Source organism: Tardiphaga sp. 709, from assembly GCF_032401055.1.
In the GTDB taxonomy this organism is placed as follows: domain Bacteria; phylum Pseudomonadota; class Alphaproteobacteria; order Rhizobiales; family Xanthobacteraceae; genus Tardiphaga.
Genome location: NZ_CP135529.1, coordinates 861,227 through 886,832, shown reverse-complemented (window position 1 = coordinate 886,832; position 25,606 = coordinate 861,227). Strand labels below are relative to the sequence as shown.

25 protein-coding genes and 2 pseudogenes are annotated in these 25,606 nt (G+C 62.6%); 20 read left to right on the top strand and 7 right to left on the bottom strand.

Annotation, left to right across the window (positions count from 1 at the left end):
- Positions 1–150 precede the first annotated feature (150 nt).
- Complete coding sequence (guaA, locus tag RSO67_RS04650) at positions 151–1,758, top strand: glutamine-hydrolyzing GMP synthase (protein WP_315842561.1); 1,608 nt, start codon at positions 151–153, stop codon at positions 1,756–1,758.
- 25 nt (positions 1,759–1,783) lie between these two features.
- On the opposite strand, the gene RSO67_RS04645 is transcribed toward guaA, so the two are convergent.
- From RSO67_RS04645 to RSO67_RS04635, 3 genes are all read right to left on the bottom strand, one after another.
- Positions 1,784–3,379, bottom strand: a complete 1,596-nt coding sequence (locus tag RSO67_RS04645) for an AAA family ATPase (RefSeq protein ID WP_315842560.1) — start codon at positions 3,377–3,379, stop codon at positions 1,784–1,786.
- A gap of 214 nt (positions 3,380–3,593) precedes the next feature.
- On the bottom strand, positions 3,594–4,193 hold the full coding sequence (locus RSO67_RS04640) for an NADPH-dependent F420 reductase (protein WP_315842559.1): 600 nt from the start codon (positions 4,191–4,193) through the stop codon (positions 3,594–3,596).
- Positions 4,194–4,301: 108 nt separating this feature from the next.
- A complete protein-coding gene (locus tag RSO67_RS04635) occupies positions 4,302–5,036 on the bottom strand; it encodes an SDR family NAD(P)-dependent oxidoreductase (RefSeq protein WP_315842558.1) in 735 nt (244 codons plus the stop codon).
- A gap of 259 nt (positions 5,037–5,295) precedes the next feature.
- On the opposite strand from RSO67_RS04635, the gene RSO67_RS04630 reads away from it, so the two are divergent.
- From RSO67_RS04630 to RSO67_RS04620, 4 genes and pseudogenes are all read left to right on the top strand, one after another.
- Complete coding sequence (locus RSO67_RS04630) at positions 5,296–6,192, top strand: LysR family transcriptional regulator (RefSeq protein WP_315842557.1); 897 nt, start codon at positions 5,296–5,298, stop codon at positions 6,190–6,192.
- 311 nt (positions 6,193–6,503) lie between these two features.
- The gene (locus RSO67_RS04625) at positions 6,504–9,290 is read left to right on the top strand and encodes a bifunctional aconitate hydratase 2/2-methylisocitrate dehydratase (protein ID WP_315842556.1); all 2,787 of its coding nucleotides are present in this window, start codon (positions 6,504–6,506) and stop codon (positions 9,288–9,290) included.
- A 77-nt stretch (positions 9,291–9,367) separates the two neighbouring features.
- Positions 9,368–9,430 (top strand): annotated as a pseudogene (locus RSO67_RS30420) (GMP synthase); the annotation flags it as partial.
- 90 nt (positions 9,431–9,520) lie between these two features.
- Complete coding sequence (locus RSO67_RS04620; protein ID WP_315842555.1) at positions 9,521–10,510, top strand: OmpA family protein; 990 nt, start codon at positions 9,521–9,523, stop codon at positions 10,508–10,510.
- A gap of 124 nt (positions 10,511–10,634) precedes the next feature.
- Here RSO67_RS04620 and RSO67_RS04615 read toward each other — a convergent pair whose 3' ends face one another.
- Positions 10,635–11,459, bottom strand: a complete 825-nt coding sequence (locus tag RSO67_RS04615; RefSeq protein WP_315842554.1) for an alpha/beta hydrolase — start codon at positions 11,457–11,459, stop codon at positions 10,635–10,637.
- A gap of 289 nt (positions 11,460–11,748) precedes the next feature.
- Here RSO67_RS04615 and RSO67_RS04610 point away from each other — a divergent pair, with 289 nt between their 5' ends.
- Positions 11,749–12,690 carry a GlxA family transcriptional regulator gene (locus RSO67_RS04610; RefSeq protein WP_315842553.1) on the top strand — a complete coding sequence of 314 codons (942 nt, stop codon included), beginning with the start codon at positions 11,749–11,751 and terminating at the stop codon, positions 12,688–12,690.
- Between the two features lie 9 nt (positions 12,691–12,699).
- On the opposite strand, the gene RSO67_RS04605 is transcribed toward RSO67_RS04610, so the two are convergent.
- Positions 12,700–13,419: a hypothetical protein gene (locus RSO67_RS04605; protein ID WP_315842552.1), complete on the bottom strand. Its 720-nt coding sequence runs from the start codon at positions 13,417–13,419 to the stop codon at positions 12,700–12,702.
- A 403-nt stretch (positions 13,420–13,822) separates the two neighbouring features.
- Here RSO67_RS04605 and RSO67_RS04600 point away from each other — a divergent pair, with 403 nt between their 5' ends.
- The 12 genes and pseudogenes from RSO67_RS04600 (at position 13,823) to RSO67_RS04545 (ending at position 22,527) form a co-directional block, all read left to right on the top strand.
- The gene (locus RSO67_RS04600; protein WP_315842551.1) at positions 13,823–14,473 is read left to right on the top strand and encodes a glutathione S-transferase family protein; all 651 of its coding nucleotides are present in this window, start codon (positions 13,823–13,825) and stop codon (positions 14,471–14,473) included.
- A 122-nt stretch (positions 14,474–14,595) separates the two neighbouring features.
- A complete protein-coding gene (locus tag RSO67_RS04595) occupies positions 14,596–15,162 on the top strand; it encodes a TetR/AcrR family transcriptional regulator (RefSeq protein WP_315842550.1) in 567 nt (188 codons plus the stop codon).
- A gap of 50 nt (positions 15,163–15,212) precedes the next feature.
- Positions 15,213–16,181 (top strand): quinone oxidoreductase, encoded by a 969-nt coding sequence (locus RSO67_RS04590; RefSeq protein ID WP_315842549.1) that lies wholly within the window; start codon positions 15,213–15,215, stop codon positions 16,179–16,181.
- Positions 16,182–16,365: 184 nt separating this feature from the next.
- Positions 16,366–17,619 carry a serine hydrolase gene (locus tag RSO67_RS04585; RefSeq protein ID WP_315842548.1) on the top strand — a complete coding sequence of 418 codons (1,254 nt, stop codon included), beginning with the start codon at positions 16,366–16,368 and terminating at the stop codon, positions 17,617–17,619.
- 108 nt (positions 17,620–17,727) lie between these two features.
- Complete coding sequence (locus RSO67_RS04580; RefSeq protein WP_315842547.1) at positions 17,728–18,384, top strand: hypothetical protein; 657 nt, start codon at positions 17,728–17,730, stop codon at positions 18,382–18,384.
- A 106-nt stretch (positions 18,385–18,490) separates the two neighbouring features.
- Positions 18,491–19,648 (top strand): ABC transporter substrate-binding protein, encoded by a 1,158-nt coding sequence (locus RSO67_RS04575; protein ID WP_315842546.1) that lies wholly within the window; start codon positions 18,491–18,493, stop codon positions 19,646–19,648.
- A gap of 94 nt (positions 19,649–19,742) precedes the next feature.
- Positions 19,743–20,087, top strand: coding sequence for a Lin0512 family protein (locus RSO67_RS04570; protein ID WP_116664620.1), 345 nt, complete (start codon positions 19,743–19,745; stop codon positions 20,085–20,087).
- Between the two features lie 128 nt (positions 20,088–20,215).
- The gene (locus RSO67_RS04565; protein ID WP_315842545.1) at positions 20,216–20,539 is read left to right on the top strand and encodes a metalloregulator ArsR/SmtB family transcription factor; all 324 of its coding nucleotides are present in this window, start codon (positions 20,216–20,218) and stop codon (positions 20,537–20,539) included.
- Positions 20,536–20,945: pseudogene (locus RSO67_RS04560) on the top strand (SRPBCC domain-containing protein). The gene RSO67_RS04565 and the pseudogene RSO67_RS04560 overlap by 4 nt, the downstream one beginning before the upstream one ends.
- A 56-nt stretch (positions 20,946–21,001) precedes the next feature.
- The gene (locus tag RSO67_RS04555; RefSeq protein WP_315842544.1) at positions 21,002–21,229 is read left to right on the top strand and encodes a hypothetical protein; all 228 of its coding nucleotides are present in this window, start codon (positions 21,002–21,004) and stop codon (positions 21,227–21,229) included.
- 12 nt (positions 21,230–21,241) lie between these two features.
- Positions 21,242–21,901, top strand: a complete 660-nt coding sequence (locus RSO67_RS04550; protein WP_315842543.1) for a TenA family protein — start codon at positions 21,242–21,244, stop codon at positions 21,899–21,901.
- Between the two features lie 26 nt (positions 21,902–21,927).
- The gene (locus RSO67_RS04545) at positions 21,928–22,527 is read left to right on the top strand and encodes a YdeI/OmpD-associated family protein (RefSeq protein WP_315842542.1); all 600 of its coding nucleotides are present in this window, start codon (positions 21,928–21,930) and stop codon (positions 22,525–22,527) included.
- Between the two features lie 21 nt (positions 22,528–22,548).
- On the opposite strand, the gene RSO67_RS04540 is transcribed toward RSO67_RS04545, so the two are convergent.
- Positions 22,549–23,187: a DUF5074 domain-containing protein gene (locus RSO67_RS04540; RefSeq protein WP_315842541.1), complete on the bottom strand. Its 639-nt coding sequence runs from the start codon at positions 23,185–23,187 to the stop codon at positions 22,549–22,551.
- A gap of 30 nt (positions 23,188–23,217) precedes the next feature.
- Positions 23,218–24,438 carry a helix-turn-helix domain-containing protein gene (locus RSO67_RS04535; protein ID WP_315842540.1) on the bottom strand — a complete coding sequence of 407 codons (1,221 nt, stop codon included), beginning with the start codon at positions 24,436–24,438 and terminating at the stop codon, positions 23,218–23,220.
- 119 nt (positions 24,439–24,557) lie between these two features.
- Here RSO67_RS04535 and RSO67_RS04530 point away from each other — a divergent pair, with 119 nt between their 5' ends.
- Together RSO67_RS04530 and RSO67_RS04525 are read left to right on the top strand one after the other, a co-directional pair.
- On the top strand, positions 24,558–25,307 hold the full coding sequence (locus tag RSO67_RS04530) for a DUF899 domain-containing protein (protein WP_315842539.1): 750 nt from the start codon (positions 24,558–24,560) through the stop codon (positions 25,305–25,307).
- Positions 25,300–25,578, top strand: a complete 279-nt coding sequence (locus RSO67_RS04525; protein ID WP_315842538.1) for a hypothetical protein — start codon at positions 25,300–25,302, stop codon at positions 25,576–25,578. The genes RSO67_RS04530 and RSO67_RS04525 overlap by 8 nt, the downstream gene beginning before the upstream one ends.
- The last annotated feature ends 28 nt before the right edge of the window (positions 25,579–25,606 follow it).

The window sequence follows — 25,606 nt, the reverse complement described above, 5'->3', positions numbered from 1 at the left end:
CAGCTGTCATGCCCGGGCTTGTCCCGCGTATCCACGCCTTGGCGCCCCCCGCAGAAAGACGTGGATGGCCGGGACAAGCCGGGCCATGACGGGGCTCATGTGCACGCTGCGGGGGTTGCGACCCCGCCGTGAGTCGCGTAATTCCTCGCTATGACAGCCCCCAGCAAAACATCCGTTTCGCCCGCCGATCCGTCACCCCATGTGGCTTCGGCGCATGACAAGATTCTGATCGTCGATTTCGGCTCTCAGGTGACGCAGCTGATCGCGCGGCGCGTCCGCGAGGAGGGCGTCTATTCCGAAATCGTGCCGTTCAACAAGGCGGAGGCCGCCTTCGCCGAGATGAAGCCGAAAGCCGTGATCCTGTCCGGCGGTCCGGCCTCGGTACTCGACGACAATGCGCCGTCCGCGCCGCTGTCGATCCTCACCGCCGGCGTTCCGGTGCTGGGCATCTGCTACGGCGAGCAGACCATGGCGCAGCAGCTCGGTGGTACCGTCGAAGCCGGCCACCATCGCGAATTCGGCCGTGCCGCCATCGAGATCACCGACAGCTGCGCGCTGTTCGACGGTGTGTGGGAAGTGGGTGGCAAATACGACGTCTGGATGAGCCATGGCGACCGCGTCACCAAGATGCCTGAGGGCTTCCGCGCTGTGGCTAAAGCTCCGGGCTCGCCGATCTCGATCATCGCCGACGATGTCCGCAAGTTCTATGCGATGCAGTTTCACCCCGAAGTGGCGCATACGCCCGACGGCGCCAAACTGATCCGCAACTTCGTGCGCAACATCGCCGGCTTCACCGGCGACTGGACCATGCGCGCCTTCCGCGAGGAAGCGATCGAGAAGATCCGCGCGCAGGTCGGCAAGGGCCGGGTGATCTGCGGTCTGTCAGGTGGCGTCGACAGCGCAGTGGCTGCCGTGCTGATCCATGAAGCGATCGGCGATCAGCTCACTTGCGTGTTCGTCGATCACGGCATGCTGCGCAAGGACGAGGCCAAGACCGTCGTCGATCTGTTCCGGCACCACTACAACATTCCGCTGGTGCATGTGGACGCATCGAAGACGTTCCTCGGCGAACTCGAAGGCGTCACCGATCCCGAAGTGAAGCGCAAGACCATCGGCCGCCTGTTCATCGACGTGTTCGATCAGGAAGCCAAGAAGATCGGCGGCGCGGATTTCCTCGCACAGGGAACGCTGTATCCCGACGTGATCGAGAGCGTGTCCTTCACCGGCGGGCCTTCGGTCACCATCAAGTCGCACCACAATGTCGGCGGCTTGCCCGCGCGCATGAACATGAAGCTGGTCGAGCCGCTGCGCGAATTGTTCAAGGACGAAGTCCGCGACCTCGGCCGCGAACTCGGCCTGCCGGACATCTTCGTCGGCCGTCATCCATTCCCGGGCCCTGGCCTCGCGATCCGCTGCCCCGGCGAGATCACGCGCGAGAAGCTCGACATCCTGCGCGAAGCCGACGCCGTCTATATCGACCAGATCCGCAAGGCCGATCTCTACGACACCATCTGGCAGGCCTTCGCCGTCCTGTTGCCGGTGAAGACCGTGGGCGTGATGGGCGACGGCCGCACCTACGAATACGTCGTCGGCCTGCGCGCCGTGACCTCCACCGACGGCATGACCGCCGACTTCTACGCCTTCGACATGAAGTTCCTCGGCGAAACCGCAACGCGGATCATCAACGAGGTGAAGGGTGTCAATCGTGTGGTGTATGACATCACCAGCAAGCCGCCGGGGACGATTGAGTGGGAGTGAGGGCGGCGGTGACTGGCGGCTCTTGTCAGTTCCCGAAAACGTCCTTGTGCAGTTCGGAGTAGACAGTCATATCAGGCTTTATGAGCTTCGACAGCGTGCTCCGGGCAAATGCGGGGGCGTCGTTGCCCGCCTGCGTCAGTGAAAGCATCTGCTTGGCTGCGTTGTAGATGGCGCCCGCTGCCTTCTTGATGTCATCCGCGGGATACCCCGCCTTCATCACATCGTTGATTGCAGCGGCTTTAGCGGCGATCAGACCCGCCGCCTTCTCGGGCTTTCCAACGGAAGCACATAGAGCGGTGAGCACCTCGTCATCGTAGAGATAGACCTCAAGGTGCCGGCGGCTGAGAACGTGTATGGCCTTCTTCTTGAAGTCCGCCACATCCGTTTCAGTATGGTCGTCCAAGTCGATCAAGCGGATGATCTTCATGCCCGATGCCAACTTCGGCAGCACGGTCGCCAGCCCGATGAAGTCGTTCTGCACTTCTTTCGAGTTGCCAGCAGAGATGAAGGTGGTGTCCGGCATCTCGTCGCGAAAGATAGCTTCGTAGATCCGAGCGTCGTGCTCGGTGTTCTTCCCAGGCACCGCGCCTGCCGGATTGCCTTCGCAGATGACCACCTGCTTCGGCGCCACCAGTGCGGCGAGGTCGTCGAGAGCTACGTGCATCACGCCTTCCCAGAAGGCACGCGTAGGCTTGCTCGGCGAGAGCGTGATCACCTGATCGAAATCGTGACCGCCGAAATCTATGAAAGCCACCGATGCCGGGTCGGCATCGTACATTTCGCGCGCCTTCCGCATCATTCCGATCGAGTGGGACGCGATCCAGAGCTGCGAGTTGCCCGGAAGCAATCCAACGAGTTCGCCGAGCAGCGCGCCCTGCAGGCGCGTGTTCATATGGGTTTCGGGTTCATCAATGCAGTAGATGGCATCCGCATAGTTGCGTCGCTTCACTACAAAATCTAGGATCAGGTCGAAGGACGCCTTCTCACCACCGGACAGGTTCTTGTAATCGAAGCCCTTTGAGGTGCCCTTGTCGAACTGGAAAGTGCCCTGATCGAGGGGGTTGCCTACCCCCACGAAGGTCAGATCGGGAAACAATCGCTTGAGCGGCGCTCGGATTTCTCCGATCAGCTTCTCGCGGTAGGCACCCATCGTCGTCGCCTCGGCCTCATTGACGAAGACGTCTTCCATAGCTTGGGCGGCAAGGCGCTGATAGTTGCTGCTGACCGTAGCATCGGGCTCGATCAGTCGATTCAAGGTCATGTTGTCGAGGAGTGCACCTTGCCGAGCAAGGGAGTTCGTGACGAACTCATGATCGTTCCGGTATGCGGTTCGAATGTAGAGGTTGCCCCTAGCGAACTTGTTGCCGACGTCGGTTGAAACAGAGATTCTTGCATGCAAATCTACGGCTGTTTCCTGCGGCCGATCGTAGTATTTGTTGTCGCCATTCCAGCCGTATCCAGTGTCCATCCGGTATTTCAGCAACAGAGCGTCGAAGAACGACGACTTGCCGGAGCCATTGGGGCCAGCCAGCACGACCAATTTGGCGCTCGCTGGGATGTCCTGAACAGTTAAATCGGAGAACCGGCGGAACCGGGTGATGTGGGTGTTGAGCAGACGCACGGCCGACCTCCTCGGAATCAATCCGAGGAGTAGAGCCAGTGCTTGGTCGTTTGACTAGGCCGCTGGGAGACCGTCTTTTTGAGCGGCTTCCGTAGCCGCTCTGCGTGGTCCACGCGATCAATGAGCTGGCTCAGATTATCCCTCTGGTCGCGCCCCGCTCGAAGATGTCAGCGCGCGACCGGTTCTCGGCGTCGATCACACCGTCGTAGATCGATTACTGCTCCTTCTTGAACAAATCCTGGAAGATGAGCTGGCCCCAGGTGCGGCCGCGTGCGTGCACCAGCGCGCCACCTTCGTTGAGCTTTCCCAGCTTGACGGGTGCGAAGCCGAGCTGTTTGGCCAGGGCCGCCACGGGGGCGATCGCGTCCTCGTCGTCACCAGACAGAAAGACGACGCGGTGGCCGCCCGCGACGACCGGATCGGTCGCCAGGGTGGCTGCGCCCAGGTGATTGAAGCCTTTTACAAACCTGGCGCCGGTGAACGCATTCGCGACGACCGCGGAGCCCGGGAGACCGTCCGGCTCTTCGGGGCCCGGAAACAGATTCATCGCGTCGATGACCGTCTTGCCTGTCCAGCTCGGCAGGGCCTTCGCAACTTCGCGATGCTCCCCGAACGGGACCGCCAGGATGATCGTGTCGGCCGCGAGTGCATCCCGCAGCGACTTGGCGACGACCGTGGGTCCGATTGCCCGAGCCTGCGGCGCCAACGCCTCGGGCGGCCGGCGGCTCGCGACGGTCACGTCGATGTTCTTACGGGCGAAGGCGTGGGCGAGGGCCTGGCCTATCTTGCCGAATCCTATAATTGCGTAGCTCATAATCTTCTCCGATTTGTTTTGATATTGATTCACGGCCTTCGAGGGCGCCGGGTTATTCGGTCCGCGGTGGCGCCCGCGTAGCGGTCCTGCGGTGAACGAGGTACGATTTCAGATCGCCGAGAAGCCGCCGTCGACCGACAACTCCAGCCCATTCACGAAGCTTGAATCGTCTGACGCGAGAAACAGTGCGACCGCCGCAATTTCCTCAGGGCGACCCATCGTTCCCCGCGGGATCAGGGATTCGAACATCTGCTTCGCCTCCGGGGTGAGAACCTGGTCCTGCATCGGTGTGGCGATCGGCCCGGGGTGCAGCACGTTCACCCGGATATTCCTGCTCTTGAGTTCGTTGAGCCATCCGCGTGCGAATGCGTGCAGCGTCGCCTTGCTCGCCGCATACACGCTATAACCGGGAAAGCCTTTGAGCGACGCAACTGACCCGGTCATGAAGATCGATCCGCCATCGTTGAACAGCGGCAACGCCTTCTGAACAGTGAAGAGCGTGCCGCGCGCGTTCAGGCCGAAGGTCGCATCGAAATGCTGCTCGGTAATTTCGCCCAGTGGCACGGCTTCGCCGGTGCCGGCGCTCGCGTACAGGATATCGATTTTGCCCTTGACCCGCTTGACCGTATCGAACAGACGGTCGAGGTCGTCGAGATTGGCCGCGTCGCCGCGCACGCCGGTCACGTTCCGACCGATCAACTTGATGGCCTCGTCGAGCGCCTCCTGCCTCCGGCCCGTAATGAACACATAGGCGCCTTCTTCGACGAACCGCTTGGCGCTCGCCAGCGCCATGCCGCTCGATCCGCCCGTGATGACTGCAACCTTGCCGTCAAGCTTTCCCATAACTTCTCCTGTGTGGTGTCGGGACTGTCCCCGAGAACCTCGAGATGGGTCTGCCGGCGTCAGGCGTTGAGTGCGGAAGCGCGCACATCGGTGGTGCGAAATCGATCCGGCTGGGCGGCTGACGCCAGCCGCGACGATCGGTGTCCGCCGGTCGGAATTGGACCGCGTTCGTCGCCATAGGCTATGATGGCAGCCCGTATTGTTGCACCATGTTTGGATACGGGTTTGGAAGGCGCACCGCGCGGTGCGAGATTGCACCATGATCGACTGGGATGACGTTCGCTACTTTCTTGCCGTCGCGCGCGGAGGCTCGGTGCGGGCTGCCGCCGAGCGCCTAGGTGTGAACCACGCGACCGTGCTGCGACGCATCGCTCAGCTCGAGGAACGCCTCGGGGTTCAGATGTTCGAAAAGCTGCCTTCGGGCTACCGCCTGACGGCAGCGGGCGAGGAGGTCCTCGAATTCGCGGACCAGATGGAAGCGTCGTCGCATCAGCTGGAGACGCGCGTCTTCGGTCGCGACCAGAGCGTGCGCGGGCGTCTGCGGGTGACGCTGGCGCCGCCCCTCGCGACACATCTGCTGATGCCGGACTTCGCCGATTTCGCGCGTCTGCATCCGGACATCGAGATGGACATTCTGTCGTTCGGCGAGCTGGCAAATCTGACCAACCGCGAGGCCGACGTTGCGATCCGCGTCGTCTACGACCGCAAAACCCTGCCGCTCAATCTTCACGGCATGAAGGGACCGGAGCTGTTCGGCGGCGTCTACATGTCCCGCGATCGACTGGCCGCATGGCGTGCGGGCGCGCCTGATCCGATCCGGTGGATCGTCATCAGCATTCATGGAATTCCGGATTGGGCGACTGAGGGTGACGTTCGCGCCACGGGGGTTCCGTTCAGGACCACGGACGCCGGGGCGCAGATCGTTGCCGTACGGCAAGGGCTCGGGATCACGACACTGCCGTGCTTCGTTGGCGATGCCGACCCCCTGCTGGTGAGGGTGCCGGGCACCGACCTGCACATGTACGGAACGGTTTGGCTTCTTACACAGGGGGAGACACGCAAGACGAAGCGCGTGCGGCTCTTCACCGAGTTCGTATCCGGCAGGCTCGCCGCGTATGCGCCGCTTCTCGCGGGGCTGTCCATATCGCGCGACTGACGCGCGGCAGGGGCCGACCACCAATTTGCTGACGGTGGCGGGTCAGACCGACGTTTCGGACGTGTCTTGGGAGAGTCTCTTTGCGACAGGTCGAGTGAGAACCAGCATTTCAGCCCGGCAAGCATGCCTGCCGTCATGTTTTGACCGTTGAACGCTGAATTTAAAGGGCTATTTTTACCGCAATGCAGTATCTTGTCAGTCGGCCGCGATTGACGTACTCGAAGCCGAATTCGCCTTTAGACCGGTTTTAACAATAACGGTTGGTGGCGCTGCGTTTCCAGCGTCAACCACCTCATGACGTTGGGATGACGATGAGCCTCTATTCAGATTACCTCGCTGAGATCGAAAGCCGGAAAGCTCAGAACCTCGCTCCCAAGCCGATCGACGATGGCGCGCTCACCGGCGAAATTATCGCCCTGATCAAGGACAGTGGCAGCGAATACCGCGCCGACGCCCTGAAATTCTTCATCTACAACACCCTGCCGGGCACCACGAGCGCCGCAGGCGTCAAGGCCGCCTTCCTGAAGGAGATTATCCTCGGTGAGGCGATCGTCCCGGAAATCACGCCGACCTTCGCGCTGGAACTGCTGTCGCACATGAAGGGGGGCCCCTCGATCGGCGTGCTGCTCGACGTCACGCTCGGCAGTGATGCTGGGCTGGCGAAGCAGGCTGGTGAAGTTCTGAAGACCCAGTTCTTCCTCTACGACGCCGACATGTTCCGGCTGCGCGATGCCTTCAAGGCGGGCAATGCGGTCGCCAAGGGCGTGCTCGAGAGCTATGCCAAGGCCGAGTTCTTCACCAAGCTCCCGGATGTCGCGGACGAGATCAAGGTCGTGACCTACGTCGCCGCCGAAGGCGATATCTCGACCGACCTGCTGTCGCCCGGCAACCAGGCGCATTCGCGTTCGGACCGCGAGCTGCACGGCCAGTGCATGATGACGCCGCAGGCGCAGCAAGAAATCGTGGCGCTGCAGAAGCAGCACCCGGACAAGCGCGTGATGATGATCGCCGAGAAGGGCACGATGGGCGTGGGCTCGTCGCGCATGTCTGGTGTGAACAACGTGGCGCTGTGGACCGGTAAGCCGGCCAGCCCCTATGTGCCCTTCGTCAACTTCGCGCCGATCGTCGCGGGCACCAACGGCATCTCGCCGATCTTCGCGACCACCGTCGACGTCACCGGCGGCATCGGCGTCAATCTCAAGAACTGGGTCAAGAAACTCGACGCGGACGGCAAGCCGATCCTGAACAACGACGGAAACCCGGTGCTCGAGCAGAAATTTGCGGTCGACACCGGCACCGTGCTGACGCTCGATGCCAAGGGCAAGAAGCTGCGCGACGAGAACGGCAAGGAACTTGTCGATGTCGCCGCCGCCTTCACGCCGCAGAAGATGGAGTTCATGAAGGCCGGCAGCTCCTATGCCATCGTCTTCGGCAAGAAACTGCAGACCTTTGCAGCCGAAACGCTGGGCGTTGAGCCGACCCCGGTGTTCGCGCCGAACAAGGAGATTTCGGTCGAAGGCCAGGGCCTGACCGCGGTCGAGAAGATCTTCAACCGCAACGCCGTGGGCGTGCTCGGCGGCAAGGTGCTGCATGCGGGCTCGGACGTGCGCGTCAAGGTCAACATCGTCGGCTCGCAGGACACCACCGGCCTGATGACCGCGCAGGAGCTGGAGGCGATGGCGGCCACCGTCATCTCGCCGATCGTCGACGGCGCCTATCAGTCGGGCTGCCACACGGCATCGGTGTGGGACAAGAAGGCGCAGGTCAACATTCCGAAGCTCATGTCCTTCATGAACAATTTCGGCGTCATCACCGCGCGCGACCCCAAGGGCAGCTATCATGCGATGACCGACGTCATCCACAAGGTGCTGAACGACATCACCGTGGATGACTGGGCGATCATCATCGGCGGCGACAGCCATACCCGCATGTCCAAGGGCGTGGCCTTCGGTGCCGATAGCGGCACCGTGGCGCTGGCGCTGGCGACGGGCGAGGCGACCATGCCGATCCCGCAATCGGTCAAGGTGACGTTCAAGGGCGCGATGCAGCCGCATATGGACTTCCGCGACGTGGTCCATGCGACCCAGGCGCAGATGCTCAAGCAATGCGGTGACAACGTTTTCCAGGGCCGGATCATCGAGGTCCATCTTGGCACGCTGCTCGCCGACCAGGCCTTCACCTTCACCGACTGGACGGCCGAGATGAAGGCCAAGGCGTCGATCTGCATCTCGCAGGACGACACGCTGATCGAGTCGCTGGAGATCGCCAAGTCGCGCATCCAGATCATGATCGACAAGGGCATGGACAATGCCGCCCAGACGCTGAAGGGCCTGATCGCCAAGGCCGATGCGCGCATCGCCGAGATCCGTTCGGGCGAGAAGCCCGCGCTGACGCCGGACGCCAATGCGAAATACTTCGCCGAAGTCGTCGTCGATCTCGATATCATCGACGAGCCGATGATCGCAGATCCCGACGTCAACAACGCCGATGTGTCCAGGCGCTACACCCACGACACGATCCGTCCGATTTCGTATTACGGCGGCACCAAGAAGGTGGACCTCGGCTTCGTGGGCTCGTGCATGGTGCACAAGGGCGACATGAAGATCGTCGCCCAGATGCTCAAGAACATCGAGAAGACCGAAGGCAAGGTCGCGTTCAACGCGCCGCTGGTCGTCGCCGCGCCGACCTACAACATCATCGACGAGCTGAAGGCCGAGGGCGACTGGGAAATCCTGCAGAAGTATTCCGGCTTCGAATTCGACGACGTGAAGCCGAAGACCGCGAACCGCACCGCCTACGAGAACATTCTCTATCTCGAGCGTCCGGGCTGCAACCTCTGCATGGGCAACCAGGAAAAAGCGGAGAAGGGCGACACGGTTCTGGCGACGTCAACCCGCCTGTTCCAGGGCCGCGTCGTGGAAGACACCGCCGAGAAGAAGGGTGAATCGCTGCTGGCCTCGACCCCGGTCGTGGTGCTGTCGGCGATCCTCGGTCGCACGCCGAGCGCCGAGGAATACAAGGCCGCCGTCGAAGGCATCGACCTAACCAAGTTCGCTCCGCCCAAGATCGGTGCGATGGGCGCCTCCGTCCATTACTAGGACGGAGGACGAGGGCTGTTCAAAGACCGGCGTTGGCAGGTGGACACCTGCCACGCCGCGGGGCTGGTACGCGAGCGGGCATCAACCGCGTGGTGTATGACATTACGAGCAAGCCGCCCGGGACGATCGAGTGGGAGTGACGGGGCAAATGGCTGTTCCGAAAATGGCGTCTCTGACATAACTCCGCAGCAATCTGCATTCCGCTAACATTCTGGCCTGAGAGGGTCCCGATGCGCGCCTGCTTTATCCGTCTGCTGTCTGTTCTTGGTCTCCTTGCTTCAGCCTCCCTTGCCATGGCGCAGAGCATGCCTGCCGACGCGCCGAATGGGCGCGATCATGCCGTACTCAGCCGTTATGCCGGATCGTGGCTCGTCGCCCAGGATGTGAAGAACTTCGATCAGGTTGGCATTCCCTCCGGAGACGCTGATGTCGTCAAGCTCGAGGGGCGGGTGACGCGGCTGTTCTATCTCGCGCCTGCCGGCAAGTCGGTGCTCGAAGTGCAGCGCAACTATGAGCAGGCGCTTGAGCGCGCCGGTGCATCGAAGCTCGATGCGTGTGCCGACGACTGCGGTCGACGGAATTTCAAACCGCTGCGCGACCTGCCTGCCAATCCGCAACTGGCCAAGGTGTCGCTGGAAGGCTGGACCCCGATCACGCTGTTGCAGCAATGGCAGGAGATCGGCAGCGAGCGCTATTGGTACGGAACGTTGAATGCATCCGGGACCACACTGCATGTGGCGGTCCTATCAGCGAAGCCAGACACCATCGCGCTTGCCAGCAAGTACGTTGCCACGGTCGTGGAGATCGTCGAACCGAAGGCGATGGATAGCGGCAAGGTGACTGTGGATGCGGCAGCGCTCGCAAAAGGCCTGCAGGCGGAGGGTAGGGTGGCCCTCTACGGGCTGTTCTTCGACACCGGCAAGGCGACCATCAAGCCCGAGTCCAAACCGCAACTCGACGAAATGGCGCGCGTGCTGCAAGCCAATGCCGGCGCGAACGTGTTCATCGTCGGCCACACCGACAATCAGGGGGCGCTGGATGTGAACCTCGCGCTGTCGAAGGCGCGCGCGCAGGCGGTGATCGATGACCTGACGCGCAGCTACAAGATCGATGGCAAGCGCTTGTCCGCATCCGGCGTGGCGAACTACGCGCCGCTTGCCAGCAATACCAGTGAAAGTGGCCGCGCCCGCAACCGCCGCGTCGAGATGGTGTTGCAATAGGTCTACGACACCGCCGGCCGGAGGCGTTCGGTGGGCGGTACCGTTCGCTGGACCCTAGAGATTCTCCGCCCCGGCGTGATCACAGGTGAAAATGCGACATGTTGCGGCTGTGTCTCTTTCCCCATCAGGCGTCTAGGAAGGTTAGGCAATGGGCGACGAACGTCTCGGGGTACTGGAACAACGCACCGTGCCCCGAGTCCGGGTACAGGATCAGCTGCGCGTTCTTCATTGCCTTGAACATATTGTACGCATTGATGCTGGGAAACATCGTGTCGTCGCTGCCGTGCACGATAAGCGCAGGCTGCGCTATGGCGCGAAGCGTCGCCTCGCCCTCGTCTTTACGCGCGCACCAGCCGATGATCGCCTTGGCCTGAGGCTCGCTAACAGCGTCGCCGCTGTCCGGATCGCGATCTTGCCTGCGCGCCGTTGCGCGAGCGACGAAGGCGCGTCCGGCGCGCTGGCTCGCTTCCGAAGGCGTGAAGAATAGCGGCAGTCGCACATCTGGCGCGCCGCGCGAAAAGGCTTCCTCCACCACGGCCAATAGATGTTCCTCGCCACCGCGCGGCGCGGCGCCGGCGATGATGACCTTGCGGATCAGGCTGGGTTGCCGCACGGCGAGCACCTGGGCGAGCATGCCGCCAAGCGAGAAACCGAGCAGATCCACCTGCTCAAGGCCGAGCCTGCTGATGAATGTCTCGGCGTCCGACGCCATCTGTTCCACCGTGTCGGGCGTCGCGCCGGTCGAGGTGCCGACGCCGAGATTGTTAAAGACGATGACCGGCCGCGTTGCCGCCAGAGCGTTCACCACCGCCGGGTCCCAGGAATCGATGGTCCCGGTGAAGTGCTGCAACAGAACGAGCGTCATTCCGGTAGTAGGGCCAAGACGCCTGAACGCGAAGCGTGTATCACCGATGTCGAGGTATTCGGTTTTTGTCGTTTCGAGTGACATGATAGATCCTTTGTGAGGTGCGAAGTCTGGCGGCGAAGTTGCTTCGGGAATGTCGGCCGCGGTGGCGGGGCTACTATTGCGTCAGTTCAAGCCGTCCCGGTGCGACAGGCCGAACAGCGATGTATGTTGTCGATTGGCTCGACATGGCAGCTCCGTCAAAATCCGCGAGAGAGCTACCAGCCAGCTCCCGGAGCCGACAGGACGTAGATGCCATCATTCAGGCCATGGAGATGGCGGAGCATTGCCGACCTACCTATTTAAGGTCGCGAGTAGCTGCCGCGGAGAAAGCATGAAGATTGGTCTGGTTCTTTGCCCGAGTTTTCAACCCATCTGCTTTGGGGCGGTCGCAGCGTTCGATGTGGCCAACAAGCAAGCTGGGAAGAAGCTGTACGACATGCGTATCCTCTCGGAGGAGGGAGGGCTGGTCGCCTCGTCGTCTGGTATGCAGGTTATGACGGACGCGTTCGGCGACGAGTCGTACGACACCTTGATCGTTGCTGCGGGCCTCGAGATTCCGACGTCGTCGCCCGGGCTGGTTCGGCTTCTTCGGGCGGCTGCCCGCGACGCAAGACGCGTCGCGGGCATCTGCCTGGGCTCGTTTGTTCTGGGAGATGCCGGACTGCTCAACGGCCGACGCGCCACGACGCATTGGCGCTATGCACGGGCGTTGCAGGACCGGTTTCCAAGCTGCCGTGTCGACATGGACAAGATCTTTCTCGCGGATGGTCCAATCTGGACGTCTGCCGGCATGACGGCGGGAACAGACCTCGTCGTCGGCATCATCGAGCGCGACCACGGCTCCGACGTCGCCCGTTCGGTCGCGAAGGGCATGGTCATGTACCATCGACGTTCCGGCGGGCAGTCCCAGCACTCGACCTTGCTCGATTTGAGCGCGAATGAGGATAGAGTCCAGCGCGCGCTGAACTACGCGCGCCAGAACCTCGCTGAAAGCCTGACGATTGACGATCTGGCGCGTGCTGCAAGCCTCAGTCCCCGGCAGTTCACCCGATTGTTCCGGTCGGAAACCGGCACGACGCCGGCGAAGGCGGTCGAAGCGCTACGGGTCGAAGCCGCGAAGTTGATGCTGGAGCAGAGCCGACAGCCAATCGAGGTGATCGCTCGCGAGGTGGGGTTCGCGAACAGGGAGCGGATGCGCCTGGCGTTTGCCCGTGTGCATGGCGAGGTTCCCAGAGCCATTCGGAACGAGGCCGGGCCGCTCGCCACGCTGTAGCGGCGATGTCTAGCTGAGCCGGATGTTGGAGAGATCGATCGAGACAACAAGCGGCTCAGTGCTGAAGCTGCCATCCGGCTGACGGGCATAGATCCGCCGCTTCGTCGGGAATTTAATGCCCGACACCTCTTGGTAATCCGCGATGAAGTGCGCGCCGGGCGTGTCCCCAGCGATCTCGACGTTATAGTCGTGGCGCTTCAGCAGCCCATCGCCGTCGAAGTAAAGCGTCTGTACGGCGCTGTGCGTGGCGATTTCCGTGGGGAAACGGACAGCAAGACGGCGCCAGTCCCCGCTATCGGTCTGCCAAGGCTCCAATTCCTCCGTCGCGACGCCGGGCCAGGCGAGCAGAAACGGCATGGTTAGATAGGTCCACATGGCGCAGCCGGCGAAGTAGGCGAGCTGCAATTCTGTCCATGGGGTTTGCAGCGTATGGCCGGAGAAGCTTGCGCGCGGTTGAACGAGTTCTTCGAGAACGCTGCCGTCACTGGCTTCCAGGACCACGCGATCGGGCGCGAAGCGCGAGCGCCGACCACCTGCGCCGAACGGGGCATGCGACGCCCATTCCTTCTTGAGACCCACGGTAACGGTGGTGCGCTCGAGGGTTTGTGGATGTCCTTTCAAAGGCCACAAGACGCCTCCCTGCACTAGGTCGGCAGAGACCTGCTCGAATTGCCGCCAGCGCTGGAGGCCTCCATGAGCTTCGATGGCAAGTTCTTTAAGTCGTGTCATGATGTTGCTCCCAGCGGGACCGCGCGAAATGGCGAGGCTTCTTTCGCTGGAGGCTATGCGGTCGGTTGCGCCCGCTGAACGTCGTAGATGCCTTGATTCCGGCCACGGCCTTCAGGTTGACGAGGCCCTGCGATTTCTGGCGGTCGAGGTTACTTTGTAAGGCTCTCGGGGAAATGGAGTGGGAGAAATAGAGGGAAACTCTGAAGGCAGTGCGCGTCCGCTAGCGAGTGAGGGGCCAATCTCACCGTCCACTGCGACCCGCAAGAAAAATACCCGCATGTGTCGGGAAGCCCGCCCGTCATGCGTCCTTGGGAGACGAAGAGCTGAGAGAGACGATGTGGAAGACTATCGTCGTGACCCATGTCACGCTCGATAGCGTCATGCATTTGCCGGGAGTCTGCCTATGAACCCCACCATTACCGCCTTTGAACGGTCGCCCGATCGCGGCAGGGGATTGGCCCGGGACATGCGCGTTCGCTGGGCGCTCGAAGAAGTGGGGCAGCCTTACGACGTTCGACTTCTTTCGTTCGATGAGATGAAGGGACCCCCGCATCGGGCGCGTCATCCTTTCGGGCAGATTCCGACCTATGAAGAAGGCGATCTTGTCCTGTTCGAGTCAGGGGCGATTGTCTTCCGTATCGCAGAGCGCCATGCAGGCTTGCTGCCCGATGATGCGAACGCCCGGGCGCGGGCAGTTACATGGATGTTTGCCGCACTCAATACGGTCGAACCGCCGATCGTCGATCTCGCCATTGTCACGCTCCTGGAACGCGACAAGACCTGGTATGAGCAGCGTCTGGCGATGGTCAAAGACCGCATCCGCGGGCGGCTGGGCGAACTCTCCAAATACCTTGGCGATGCCGACTGGCTCGACGGCGCCTTCAGCGCCGGTGACCTGCTGATGGTGTCGGTGCTGCTCAGGCTGGGGGCGTCGGGTCTGTTGGATGAATATCCCAACCTCTCCGCCTATGTCGTCCGCGGCGAAGCCCGGCCGGCCTACAAGCGTGCTTTCGCTGCTCAATTGGCGGTTTTCACTGCTGCAGCGGGCAGTTGATAGGAAGTCCTCGGGGCAGCGTTCACGGGCCGCTGCAGCGGCGCCGCCGGTTTATCGATTTTATTTCTCACGACGCTGTAAAATTGTTGAACATTCATTCCATAATTGCTATCTAGCCGTTTATGGCGAGACCACGGGAGTTTGACACAGACGCTGCACTCGACGGCGCGATCAATGTCTTTAGCGGGCATGGATATGAGGGCAGTTCGGCCCAGATGCTCGTCGATGCAATGGGGATCGGGCGACAGAGCCTTTACGCTGCCTTCGGCGACAAGTGGGAGCTCTATTGCGCGGCCGTGCGTCGCTATGGAATGGGCGAATGTGCTGCACATATCGACGCGCTCCGAAGCGGACCGCGCGCGATCGATGGCATCGGCGCGATGTTGCGCCGTGTCGTGAAAACAGCCGGTCGGCCGTGTCTTGGCGTTGGCTCGATCTATGAATTCGGCGTGTCCCAACCCGACCTTCAGGAGATCAACGGACTGCTGGCGAAGAGCTTGCGAGCTGCCATCGCAGCGCGCGTTCGCGATGCGCAGCGTGAAGGCGATGTCGCCGGCGGCCTCGACCCCGAAGCGACCTCGGAATTTCTGATCGCGAATATCGCCGGAATCCGCGTTGCCGGACGGGGCGGCGCTGCGCGCGGGGCTCTGACCAGCCTGGCCGACATGGCCATGAGGGCGCTGCGATAGTCCCTTTTTTTGGGAAATTATGGAATGATCGTTCAACAAAGGAGCAAGTGATGAGAGCTGTTGTGATGACCGGAACGGGCGACCGCGCGGTGCTGGACTATGTCGAACGTCCGGCCCCTCTCGCTGGACCGGGCGAGGCGTTGGTCGAGGTTGTCTTTGCGGGGGTGAACTTCATGGACATCGGCGTGCGCCAGGGCATGGCCTGGACCGAGATTCCCAATCCCAAGATTCTTGGCGTTGAGGGTGTGGGACGTGTGCTGGCGATCGGAGATGGCGTCGAAGACATCAGGCCCGGCCAGCGGGTCGCCTGGGTTTATGCGCCGGGAAGTTATGCGGAGCGGATCGCGATCCCTGTCACGTCGCTGGTGCCGGTTCCTGACGCGATCGATGATCGCACCGCTGCGTCGGTGATGATGCAGGGTCTCACTGCCAGCCATTTCGCCACGGACTTCTATCCGGTGCAGCGCGGCGACATCGCCTTCGTCCATGCGGCGGCGGGCGGCGTGGGATTGCTGCTGACCCAGATCATCAAATTGCGCGGCGGCCATGTCATCGGACGTGTGTCGGCGCAGGAGAAGGTCGCTGCAGCCGGGGAGGCTGGCGCCGACCATGTGATCATCGATACTGAAGGCCGGTTCGCCGAGGAGACATTACGCCTGACCGATGGCCAGGGCGTGCACGTCATCTATGACGGCTCCGGGCCGACGACCTTCCAGGGCTCGCTCGATGTGCTGCGTCGGTCGGGCACGTTCTGCTGGTATGGCCCGGTGCTTGGTGGGCCGGGACCGCTCGATATCATGAGCCTGCCGAAGAGCATCAAGATCGGCTATGCGACCTTCTTCGATCATATCCCCACGCCCGAATTGCTGCGCGCGCGTTCGGAGCGGCTGTTCAACTGGATCGCGACGGGAGAGCTCAAGCTCCACATCGGCGGAGAGTACCGCCTAGCGGACGCAGCGAAGGCTCACGCTGACATGGAAAACCGCAAGACGACCGGCAAGCTGCTGCTGGTCCCATGAAGCCCGAGTATCGGGTTTTGTGGCTCCGCTGAAGTGTTCGGGGCACATGCGTCAATCTGGGCTGACTGCCTTGAGTGAACTTGCGACATGCAGTTGCCGAATGCAGCCCGGCTGTTGTGTTTGATGTGTCCCGCCGCCTCGCATGTTACGACCAACTTACTTGCCGCCTTACCGGAGCCCCTTCATGTCTGACGCGCCTGCACCGAACCACGTCCCCACCGCCGCCGAGACCGATCCCGAGACGCTCGGCTGGATGAAGGGCTTTCCGCCTGCGAAGGACAAGACCATCCAATTCCACGACGGCTCGTTCCGCAACTTCCCCGAATTGCGCTGGGCCTGGAGCAATGTGCGCTCGCTGGTGCCCACGGTGAATGTCTGGCGCGGCGCGAGTGGTGCATCCGTGCTGCCGCGCGCGGAGCGCGATATCGGCGGATCCAAGTCGGTCACCATGGATGGCCGGCCGATGACCTTCGCGCGCATGTTCGACGAGACCTATGCCGATGGCATCGCGGTGCTGCACAAGGGCAAGCTGATCTATGAGCGTTATGCCGGCGCGCTGAAGCCGCACAAGCCGCATATCGCCATGTCGGTGACCAAGTCGTTCACCGGCACGCTGGCCGGCATGCTGGTCGCGGAAGGCAAGATCGATCCGCAGGCGCCGGTGACCGACTATGTGCCGGAGCTGAAGGGCACGGCCTTTGGCGATGCTGATGTGCGTGAGGTCATGGATATGACCACGGGGCTTCTCTACACCGAGGTTTATACCGACAAGAATTCCGATGTGTGGGGGCTGCGGCGCGCCAATGGCATGGCGCCGATCCCGCCGGACTATGAAGGCGCGAGCGACATCTTCGCCTTTCTCTGCACGCAGCAGAAGCAGGGCGAACACGGCAAAGCCTTCGCCTACAAGACCGTCAACACCGACACGCTCGCCTGGATCATCCGCCGCGCCAGCGGCATGACGCTGTCCGATCTTCTGTCGGAACGCATCTGGGCGCCGATGGGGGCGGAGGAGGACGCGCATTATCACGTCGACCGCATCGGCACCGAGAGCGGCGGCGGTGGGTTGTCGACGACGCTGCGCGATTTCGCGCGCTTCGGCGAGGTGATGCGCAATCACGGCCGCTTCAACGGCCGCCAGATCGTGCCTAGCGCAGTGGTCGAGGATATCGAGCGCGGCGCCGATCCCGCAAAATTCAAGCCGGCGGGCTACACCACGCTGCCGGGCGCGTCGTATCGCAACCAGTGGTGGGTGACCCACAATGAACACGGCGCCTATATGGCGCGCGGCGTCTACGGGCAGGGGCTCTATATCGATCCGAAGGCCGAGATGGTGATCGCGCGCTATGCGTCGCATCCGGTCGCCGGCAATGCCGCCAACGATCCGGTGACGCTGCCGGCCTATATGGCGCTGGCGAAGGAACTGATGGCGGGCTGAGAGCCAAGATCTGCGGAACCCGGGGAACCCGAACGGGAACCTAAGGCCACGCCGCGCGTATGCTTGGCGGCCGACATCTTCCGTCGGCGCCAGGCGGACCCCTCCAGAATGATCAAGCCCTCGTCCCTCGCTTCGTGGCTGCGCTGCTGGTGTGCGGCGTTATTGTTGTCATGCACTATCGTTGCAACGGTGCCGCTGCATGCGCAGGAGCGTGCTTCTGGTGCTCGGACTGGCCGCAGCAATCCGGCTGTCGCCACCGACGGCGCGACGCTGATTCATGGCAATTACTGCGGTGCCGGCAACCGGCCGGGCAAACCGCCCATCGATGCCCTCGATCTCGCCTGCATGAACCATGACGCCTGCACGCCGGCGAGCGGCATTCCTAACTGCGACTGCAATGCCAGGCTTCGCGACGAAGCGGCCGCAGTGGCAGGGGACCCCCGACAAGCGCCGGAGCTCCAGAGTCTGGCGGCATTGACCTCTGCGGCTGCGGCCGTGATGATCTGCAAGCCGATGATCGATGCCGCAGTCCCTCCGGTAGCTGCTCCTGTCCCTGTGGCTCGGGACGCTCCTGCAGCAGGCGCGCCAGTGACAATCACGCCGGCTCCCGTTGCTGGAGCACCTGTGTCGATCGTCCCTGATAGTGTCGCGCCCGTGGCTGCCGCGCCCGTAACGGACGTATCTGAAACCCCGCTGCCTGTCGCGCCAGTCACTGACGCTCCCGCGCCTGCTGTACCCGTGCCCAGGTCGACCGCGTTGCCCTGAGCAGGCAGAGTCTTGACCGGCTCTTGCGCGCTGCGATCTTTCCGGGGCAATCATGACGCGAGTCCAGGTGCGCCGAGAGCGCAGCCCATGGCAGAGGGAAGCGCGCATGAAATTCCTTGTCGCACGAGTCATGACGCTCGCATTTCTACTGGGGCCTTTGGCGCTTGGCTCCGCGGCGAATGCTGCCGATCCCATCCGTGTCGGCGCGGTCCTGCCGTTTTCCGGCGGTGTCGAACTTTATGGCCAGCAGGCAAAACTCGGGCTCGATCTGGCGGTGAAGGAGATCAACGCCAGCGGTGGGATTCTCGGCAGGCCGCTCGAGGTCATCTATGTCGATGACAAGACCCGGCCGGCCTCTGCCGAGAGCGCGATGCGGTCGGTGATCGACAGCAGCGTCGTGGCGGTTGTCGGCCCTGTCACCTCGGCCAACTTCAATGCGATCAGGCCGATCGCCGAGAGCACGAAGACGCCGCTGCTCTACGCCACCAATTTCGAAGGCGGCACATGCAGCCGCTACATCTTCTCGTTCAGCACCGTGCCGAACCAGGACCTCGGCCAGTTGCTGCCCTATATGAACGAGGCCGTCGGCAATACCTATTTCCTGCTCGGCGCCGATCGCGTCTGGCCGCACCAGATGTTCGAACTCGCCAGGCCGCTGATCGAGAAGCTCGGCGGCAAAATCGTCGGCACGCAATATACGCTGGGGACCGAGACGGACTTCACGCCGCTGATCAAGCAGGTGGCGGCGGCAAAGCCGAAGGTGCTGCTGTTCGCGCTGAAGGGCGACGGCATGGATTTCATCCGGCAGGCCGATGATCAGGGCCTCTTCAAGGAGACGACGGTTGCGTTTCTGGGATTGTCGGAGATCGACGTAGGCATCTTCAAGGGCAAAGGCCAGAACATGATCACGGTGGTGCCGTCGCTGGCGACCAGCGATGCGCCGGAGATGAAGGCATTTGTCGCCCGAGTGCGGGCCGCAGCCGGCAATGACGTGCTGGTGTCGAACTATGTCATGACCCACTACAACACGCTGATCGCGCTCAAGGCTGCAATCGAGAAAGCAGGGAAGGTCGACAGGGAAGCCCTCGTCGACGCGCTCGGTGGGCTTACCATTCCGTCGCCGACAGGACCCGTCACCATCGATGCGAACCACTATGCGACCATGAGCATGTTCATCGCCAAGACGCAGGGGCAGGAGCTCGTCTCCGTCCGCGGACTGGGCGAGATCGCACCGCAGCCCGGTTGCACCATGGCCGGTCGCTGATCGCGCGGGCATGACGGCAACGGACTGGCGCCCGCCGCGCGGGATTGCTTAAGTCGGCATCTGCACAATTCTGCAAGAGCGAAGAGGACAACGAATGGCACGTGTGCGCTGTATCACCGAGATGGGCATGGGCGTCGACGTCCACGGCCGCGACGCCACCAAGGCTGCGAAACGCGCGGTGTCGGACGCGATCCGCCATTCCAGCGTTGGCTTCTTCCGGATGGTCGGCAAGACGCCGCATGACATGTTTGTCGATGTGACCGTCGCGGTGCCGAATCCGGACGACGTCGACACGGCGGCGGTCGCGAAGGAATTGCCTTACGGCACCGTAACCGTGACGGCAGTCAAAGGCGGTCTCGACATTCCCGCCGAGAGCGGCGGCGACGGCATCCTGATTGCCAATGCGGCGGTACTGGTGAGCCTCGACGACGGCAAGTAGATCGGCCGCCTCGGACGACGCCCGCGCTTTCCGCGATCCCGAAACTCCCTCCCATCCATTTCACGCTTGACCAACCCATAACTCATTGGTTATTGATCTAATCGATAACTGACGGGTTATGGATTGCGATGCCGACCACCTTCGATGTGCTCTTCAAGACGCTTGCCGATCCCACCCGGCGCGCGATCTTCGAGCGGCTCTGCCGTGACGGGGAGCAGACCGTCGCGGCGCTGACCGCGCAAGCCGGCGTCTCGCAGCCGGCGGTCTCCAAACATCTCGGCGTGCTGAAGCAGGCGGGGCTGGTGCTCGATCGCCAGAGCGGCCGTCAGACACATTATCGCTCGCAACCGGCGGCCCTGGCGCCGCTGCTCGACTGGACCAGCCAGATGGCCGGGTTCTGGGAGAGCCGGTTCGACGATCTCGAACAACTGCTGAAGAGGATGGACAATTGACCAGTACTGCAGCCGAAACACGTTCTGTCGTCGTCGAGCGGGAGTTCGGCCATGCGCCGGAAAAGCTCTGGCGCGCGCTGACCCAGCCGCATCTGATCGCGGAATGGCTGATGAAAAACGATTTCAAGCCTGTCATCGGCCATCGCTTTGATCTGAGCGCGAACTGGGGCGAGGTCGCTTGCCGGGTCACGGAAGTCGAGCCGAACCAAAAGCTCGCCTACACGTGGGAGGCCCTGGTCTCGAGAGTGTCGTGACCTGGACCCTTACACCTTCGAGCAACGGAACACTGCTGCGGATGGAGCAGATCGGCTTCCGACCGGATCAGGAGCAGGCCTATCAGGGCGCCAAGTTCGGATGGCCGCGATTCCTGACGTCGATGGAGCAGCTTCTGGCGCGACTGGACTGAATTCGGCCGACACAGAATCTCACGCCACTTCCGCATTGCACTGAGGGTTACTCAACATGAACCTATGGATCAGATACGCACACCGCTGGCTGTCGCTGGCTTTTACTGTGACGGTCATCGCCAATTTCGCTGTCCGCGGATTTGGCGAGCCGCCAGCCTGGGTGACCTTCTCGCCGTTGCCACCGCTGTTTCTGTTGATGTTCAGCGGTCTCTATATGTTCGTGCTGCCCTATGCCGCAAAGTGGCGTAGAGCAACGCAGGGCAGTGGACGGATGAACGCGTGAATTGGAATGCGCATGGATATTTTTGATCGTCTCAAATCAGCTGCGGCCGATGACTGGTCCAGCTATGTCGATCATAGTTTCGTCCGCCAACTCGGCGCCGGCACGCTGCCGGAGCCGGCATTTCGCAACTATCTGGTGCAGGACTATTTGTTCCTGATCCAGTTCGCACGCGCCTATGCGCTGGCGACCTACAAGAGCCGCACGCTTGACGACATGAAGTCGGCGCAGGGTGGGCTCGCGGCCATTCTCGGCGAGATGGAGCTTCACGTAAAACTGTGCGGGAGGTGGGGACTGTCGCCGGCCGATATCGAGGCTGCGCCTGAGCTGCAGGCGACGGTGGCCTATACGCGCTTCGTACTGGATTGCGGCGCCGCCGGCGATCTGCTCGACCTGCATGTGGCGCTGGCGCCTTGCGTCATCGGTTATGCCGAGATCGGCCGCAGGTTGGCGCCGGATGGTGTCGACGCGCTCGGCGATCATCCGTATCGCGAATGGATCGGCGAATATGCCGGCGACGCCTATCAGGATATCGCGGTGAAAGCGCGCCGCCATCTCGACGATCTCGCCGCGCGTGCGATGACCGAGCGGCGCTTTACGGAGCTCGCAAAACTATTTGGCCAGGCGTCGCGCCTGGAAGCCGATTTCTGGCAGATGGGGCTGGACGCGCGCTAACGCGGCGTGCTGGGGCAGGGCAGAGCATGGCACCCGTCAAGGTCGATCCCGCGAATGTGCGTGAGTTCAAGAGCGCCGACGCGTTCTATAAATGGCTCGGCAGGAACCACGACAAGGCGGACGAGGTCTGGATCAGGATTCACAAACTGAAATCTGGCCTTCCATCGATCACGCCGAAGGAGGCGATCGATGTCGTGCTGTGCTGGGGCTGGATCGACGGCATCCGCAAGGGGCTGGACGAGACGAGCTTTCTCCAACGCTATTCACCGCGCGGAAAGAAGAGCGTGTGGAGCAAGATCAACGTCGACAATGTTGCGCGCCTCGTCGCAGAGGAGCGCATGACCGAGCACGGCCTTGTCCATGTCGAGGCGGCGAAGGCCGATGGCCGCTGGGATCGCGCCTATGGCAGCGGCAAGGACATGGCGATCCCCGCCGATCTGCAGGCCGCAATCGACGCCGAGCCGAAAGCCAAAGCGATGCTGGCCAAACTCAGCGCCCAGAACCGCTTCTCGCTGGCATTTCGGGTCCACAATATGAAGACCGAAGCCGGCCGCAAGAAGCGGATTGCGGCCTTCGTCGAGATGCTCAAGAAGGGCGAGACGATCTATCCGCAAACCAGAAAGTGAAGTGGCGTCACTCGTTGCTTTTCACTTCCGCTTCGGCCGCCTGATCGCGCGTACCTTGCCGCTGGCTCCGCCGCCGGCGAAGAACTGATCGGCACCATCTGACTCGAGGCCGGAGACGCCACTGCCTGCGGGCAGTGCGAGCTTCTCCAGCGCTTCGCCGGTTTGCGGATCGATGCGCCTGATGTCGCTCTCGTCGTTTTCCCAGGTGCCGTGCCAGAGTTCGCCGTCGACCCAGGTCACGCCGGTGACGAAGCGGTTGCTCTCGATGGTGCGCAGGATCTTGCCGGTATCGGGATCGATCTGATGAATCTTGCGCTCGCGATATTGCCCGACCCAGAGCGTGCCCTCCGCCCATGCCATGCCGGAGTCGCCACCATTGCCGGGCGCCGGGATGGTGTTCAGCACGCGGCCGGTTTGCGGATCGATCTTCTGGATACGGTCCTCGGCGATCTGAAACAGATGCTTGCCGTCGAAGGCCGTGCCGGCGTGGGCAGCGACGTCGATGGCACGTACCATCTTGCCGCTTGCGGGATCGAGTGCGTGGAGTTTGTTTCCGGATGCGAACCAGACTTGCGTGCCGTCATAGGTGACGCCATGCACGCCGTCGACACCCTCGAAGGGGCCATATTCGCGGATGATTTCGGCTGCTGAGTTGGTCATGTAACTCTCCCTGATGATGTGACGATGACCCTAGTGATCCGGCAGCGGCGGCGGGAGTAACAACATCGTCGCGAGTCCCGGCAGGGACGGCGACGTCCAGCGGCGTGCGCGACCGCGACCGAGCGGCTGCACCTTGTTCTCCACCGCCAGTTCGTCGAGTGCCCGCTGAACGCTGCGCTGGCTCGTGCCGAGCGCCAGCGCCAATGCCGAACTCGACCAGGCTTCTCCATCGGCGAGAAGCGCGAGCACTGTGGCGTGTTCTTCCTCGACCGGCCGCGCCAGCACGACGACGTCGCGGGCGCGGCGCAGTACCAGCGCAAAACCGGGCTTGGTCGCGTTCACCTCGGCCAGCGGCGCAAGCAGTTTGCGCAGCCGTCCCATCTCGACGCGGAGCCGCGCGCGATGGGAGTCATCGGCATGTCTGGCGCGAAATGCGCGCGCCAGCAGCGTTTCGCGGGAAACATCCGCAGGCCATGCTTCGCCAAGTGCGCGGGCGAGGGCGAACAGGACGGGCCGGGTCGCCAGCGACAGCTCTGTCTTCTGACAGCGGATGACATGCCGGCACGCATCGATGACGATGGCTTTCGAATTCTGCAGCGCCTCGACATCGTCGAGCAGCAACACGCGTTCGCCGCCGCGTGCGATCAGACGCGCAGCGGGAGCATCGAGAAGTCGGGATGCCGTGTCCACTTCGGCCGTTAGCGCCGGAATGCGGGCAAGCCTGGCGGCACGCTGCGCGTCGGCAATGGCGGCGCGTGACTTTTTCGCCTGCAGGCGGCGCATCGCGATGCCGGCGACGACTAGCGCGTGCGCCGTACGCAAGGCGGGCGGCAGAGGTGCAGGATCGAGGGCGCCGAGCTTGCGTTCGGCTTCGTCGAGACGTCCGATCAGGAGAAGGCGCCTGACGTCGAGATAGCCGCCATAGGCCGCATTCACATGGTCGCCGTGGGCGTCGAGCGTGAGCCGCGCGGTGTCGAGCGCCTTGCTCGGCCAGTTCAGATCGCGCGAGACAAGCGCAATCTCCGCCTCGGCGACGATGCACCGCGCACGCGCCACCGGTTCCTTCGCACCGAAGGCGCGCGCGGCCCGTTTCACGAGATCCTTCGCGCGTGCGAAATCGCCGAGCTGTGCCATTGCGATGCCGCGCAGTGCGAGCGCTGGCGGATCGTCGCGCAATGCAACGCGCTTCAGGGCACCGAGCGGGTCACCCGCCGCGAGAGCATGTCCTGCGGCGGTGATCAGGGAGTCCATCTGAATCCCGCCACACTTGTCACTCCCACCCTCAAATTGTCCGGTCCTAATCTACCTCACGACGATCAACCGGCAAGTCGTGCCGGCAACGCATGACGATGGACGAAATGGAGAAGACCATGACGGCACCGATGAGAACACCACCGATTGTGTCACCGCAAGAGTGGGATGCCGCGCGCGCGAACATGCTCGTGAAGGAGAAGGCTGTGATGCGCGCGCGCGATGCGCTGGCGGCTGAGCGTCGGAGGATGCCGTGGATGGCGGTGGAGAAGGCCTATGCGTTCGAAGGGCCCGATGGCAAAGCCAATTTGCTCGACCTGTTCGACGGCCGTCGTCAGTTGATCGTCTATCGCGCCTTCTTCGAGCCAGGCGTGTTCGGCTGGCCCGATCACGCCTGCTGCGGCTGTTCGCTGGGCGCCGATCAGGTCGCCCATCTCGCACATCTGAATGCCCGCGATACCACTCTCGTCTACGCCTCACGGGCACCGCAGGCAGACGTCGCGCGCCTGAAGGCGCGGATGGGCTGGGAGATGCCCTGGGTCACCATCACGGATAGTTTCGACGCCGACTTCGGCGTCGACGAGTGGCACGGCCACAACGTGTTCTTCCGCGACGGCGATCGCGTGTTCCGCACCTATTTCATCAACAGCCGCGGCGACGAGGCGATGGGGACCACCTGGAGCTATCTCGATGCGACGCCGCTCGGCCGCCAGGAGGTCTGGGAGGATTCGCCCGAAGGCTACCCGCAGACTCCGACCTACAAATGGTGGAACTGGCACGACAACTACGTCGCCGGCGCTGCGCCCGACAAGAAATGGGTCGAGGTCTCGGCCGCCGGAGAGGCCACGTTCCGGAAGACCCATGAGTAGCATGCTCAACGATGTCACTGGTGGTGCGAAACCCGATCGCTGGACAATGGGTCACCTTGCGCCGGCTGCCGACTGGCTATGCCTTGCGGCCGCACCAGCCTTCGCATTGATGGCGCTGCTGACGGGTGTGCTCGATGGCAATTCGCCAGACCTATTCTGTTCAACGTCGCGTTCATCGCCGTGGAGCGGAATGGTGGTGATGTATGCCCTGATGAGTTTGTTCCATACCGTGCCCTGGCTCAGGCTGATATCCGGCCGATGCCACCAATAGCAGTGGCGGACGTGACGATTGTCGCGCG

What these genes read in the sequence shown, in the direction of transcription:
- guaA (WP_315842561.1), top strand. Translation starts at nt 151, where the DNA reads ATGACAGCCCCCAGCAAAACATCCGTTTCGCCCGCCGATCCGTCACCC.
- RSO67_RS04640 (WP_315842559.1), bottom strand. Translation starts at nt 4,193, where the DNA reads ATGAGCTACGCAATTATAGGATTCGGCAAGATAGGCCAGGCCCTCGCC.
- RSO67_RS04635 (WP_315842558.1), bottom strand. Translation starts at nt 5,036, where the DNA reads ATGGGAAAGCTTGACGGCAAGGTTGCAGTCATCACGGGCGGATCGAGC.
- RSO67_RS04630 (WP_315842557.1), top strand. Translation starts at nt 5,296, where the DNA reads ATGATCGACTGGGATGACGTTCGCTACTTTCTTGCCGTCGCGCGCGGA.
- RSO67_RS04625 (WP_315842556.1), top strand. Translation starts at nt 6,504, where the DNA reads ATGAGCCTCTATTCAGATTACCTCGCTGAGATCGAAAGCCGGAAAGCT.
- RSO67_RS04620 (WP_315842555.1), top strand. Translation starts at nt 9,521, where the DNA reads ATGCGCGCCTGCTTTATCCGTCTGCTGTCTGTTCTTGGTCTCCTTGCT.
- RSO67_RS04615 (WP_315842554.1), bottom strand. Translation starts at nt 11,459, where the DNA reads ATGTCACTCGAAACGACAAAAACCGAATACCTCGACATCGGTGATACA.
- RSO67_RS04610 (WP_315842553.1), top strand. Translation starts at nt 11,749, where the DNA reads ATGAAGATTGGTCTGGTTCTTTGCCCGAGTTTTCAACCCATCTGCTTT.
- RSO67_RS04605 (WP_315842552.1), bottom strand. Translation starts at nt 13,419, where the DNA reads ATGACACGACTTAAAGAACTTGCCATCGAAGCTCATGGAGGCCTCCAG.
- RSO67_RS04600 (WP_315842551.1), top strand. Translation starts at nt 13,823, where the DNA reads ATGAACCCCACCATTACCGCCTTTGAACGGTCGCCCGATCGCGGCAGG.
- RSO67_RS04595 (WP_315842550.1), top strand. Translation starts at nt 14,596, where the DNA reads ATGGCGAGACCACGGGAGTTTGACACAGACGCTGCACTCGACGGCGCG.
- RSO67_RS04590 (WP_315842549.1), top strand. Translation starts at nt 15,213, where the DNA reads ATGAGAGCTGTTGTGATGACCGGAACGGGCGACCGCGCGGTGCTGGAC.
- RSO67_RS04585 (WP_315842548.1), top strand. Translation starts at nt 16,366, where the DNA reads ATGTCTGACGCGCCTGCACCGAACCACGTCCCCACCGCCGCCGAGACC.
- RSO67_RS04580 (WP_315842547.1), top strand. Translation starts at nt 17,728, where the DNA reads ATGATCAAGCCCTCGTCCCTCGCTTCGTGGCTGCGCTGCTGGTGTGCG.
- RSO67_RS04575 (WP_315842546.1), top strand. Translation starts at nt 18,491, where the DNA reads ATGAAATTCCTTGTCGCACGAGTCATGACGCTCGCATTTCTACTGGGG.
- RSO67_RS04570 (WP_116664620.1), top strand. Translation starts at nt 19,743, where the DNA reads ATGGCACGTGTGCGCTGTATCACCGAGATGGGCATGGGCGTCGACGTC.
- RSO67_RS04565 (WP_315842545.1), top strand. Translation starts at nt 20,216, where the DNA reads ATGCCGACCACCTTCGATGTGCTCTTCAAGACGCTTGCCGATCCCACC.
- RSO67_RS04555 (WP_315842544.1), top strand. Translation starts at nt 21,002, where the DNA reads ATGAACCTATGGATCAGATACGCACACCGCTGGCTGTCGCTGGCTTTT.
- RSO67_RS04550 (WP_315842543.1), top strand. Translation starts at nt 21,242, where the DNA reads ATGGATATTTTTGATCGTCTCAAATCAGCTGCGGCCGATGACTGGTCC.
- RSO67_RS04545 (WP_315842542.1), top strand. Translation starts at nt 21,928, where the DNA reads ATGGCACCCGTCAAGGTCGATCCCGCGAATGTGCGTGAGTTCAAGAGC.
- RSO67_RS04540 (WP_315842541.1), bottom strand. Translation starts at nt 23,187, where the DNA reads ATGACCAACTCAGCAGCCGAAATCATCCGCGAATATGGCCCCTTCGAG.
- RSO67_RS04535 (WP_315842540.1), bottom strand. Translation starts at nt 24,438, where the DNA reads ATGGACTCCCTGATCACCGCCGCAGGACATGCTCTCGCGGCGGGTGAC.
- RSO67_RS04530 (WP_315842539.1), top strand. Translation starts at nt 24,558, where the DNA reads ATGACGGCACCGATGAGAACACCACCGATTGTGTCACCGCAAGAGTGG.
- RSO67_RS04525 (WP_315842538.1), top strand. Translation starts at nt 25,300, where the DNA reads ATGAGTAGCATGCTCAACGATGTCACTGGTGGTGCGAAACCCGATCGC.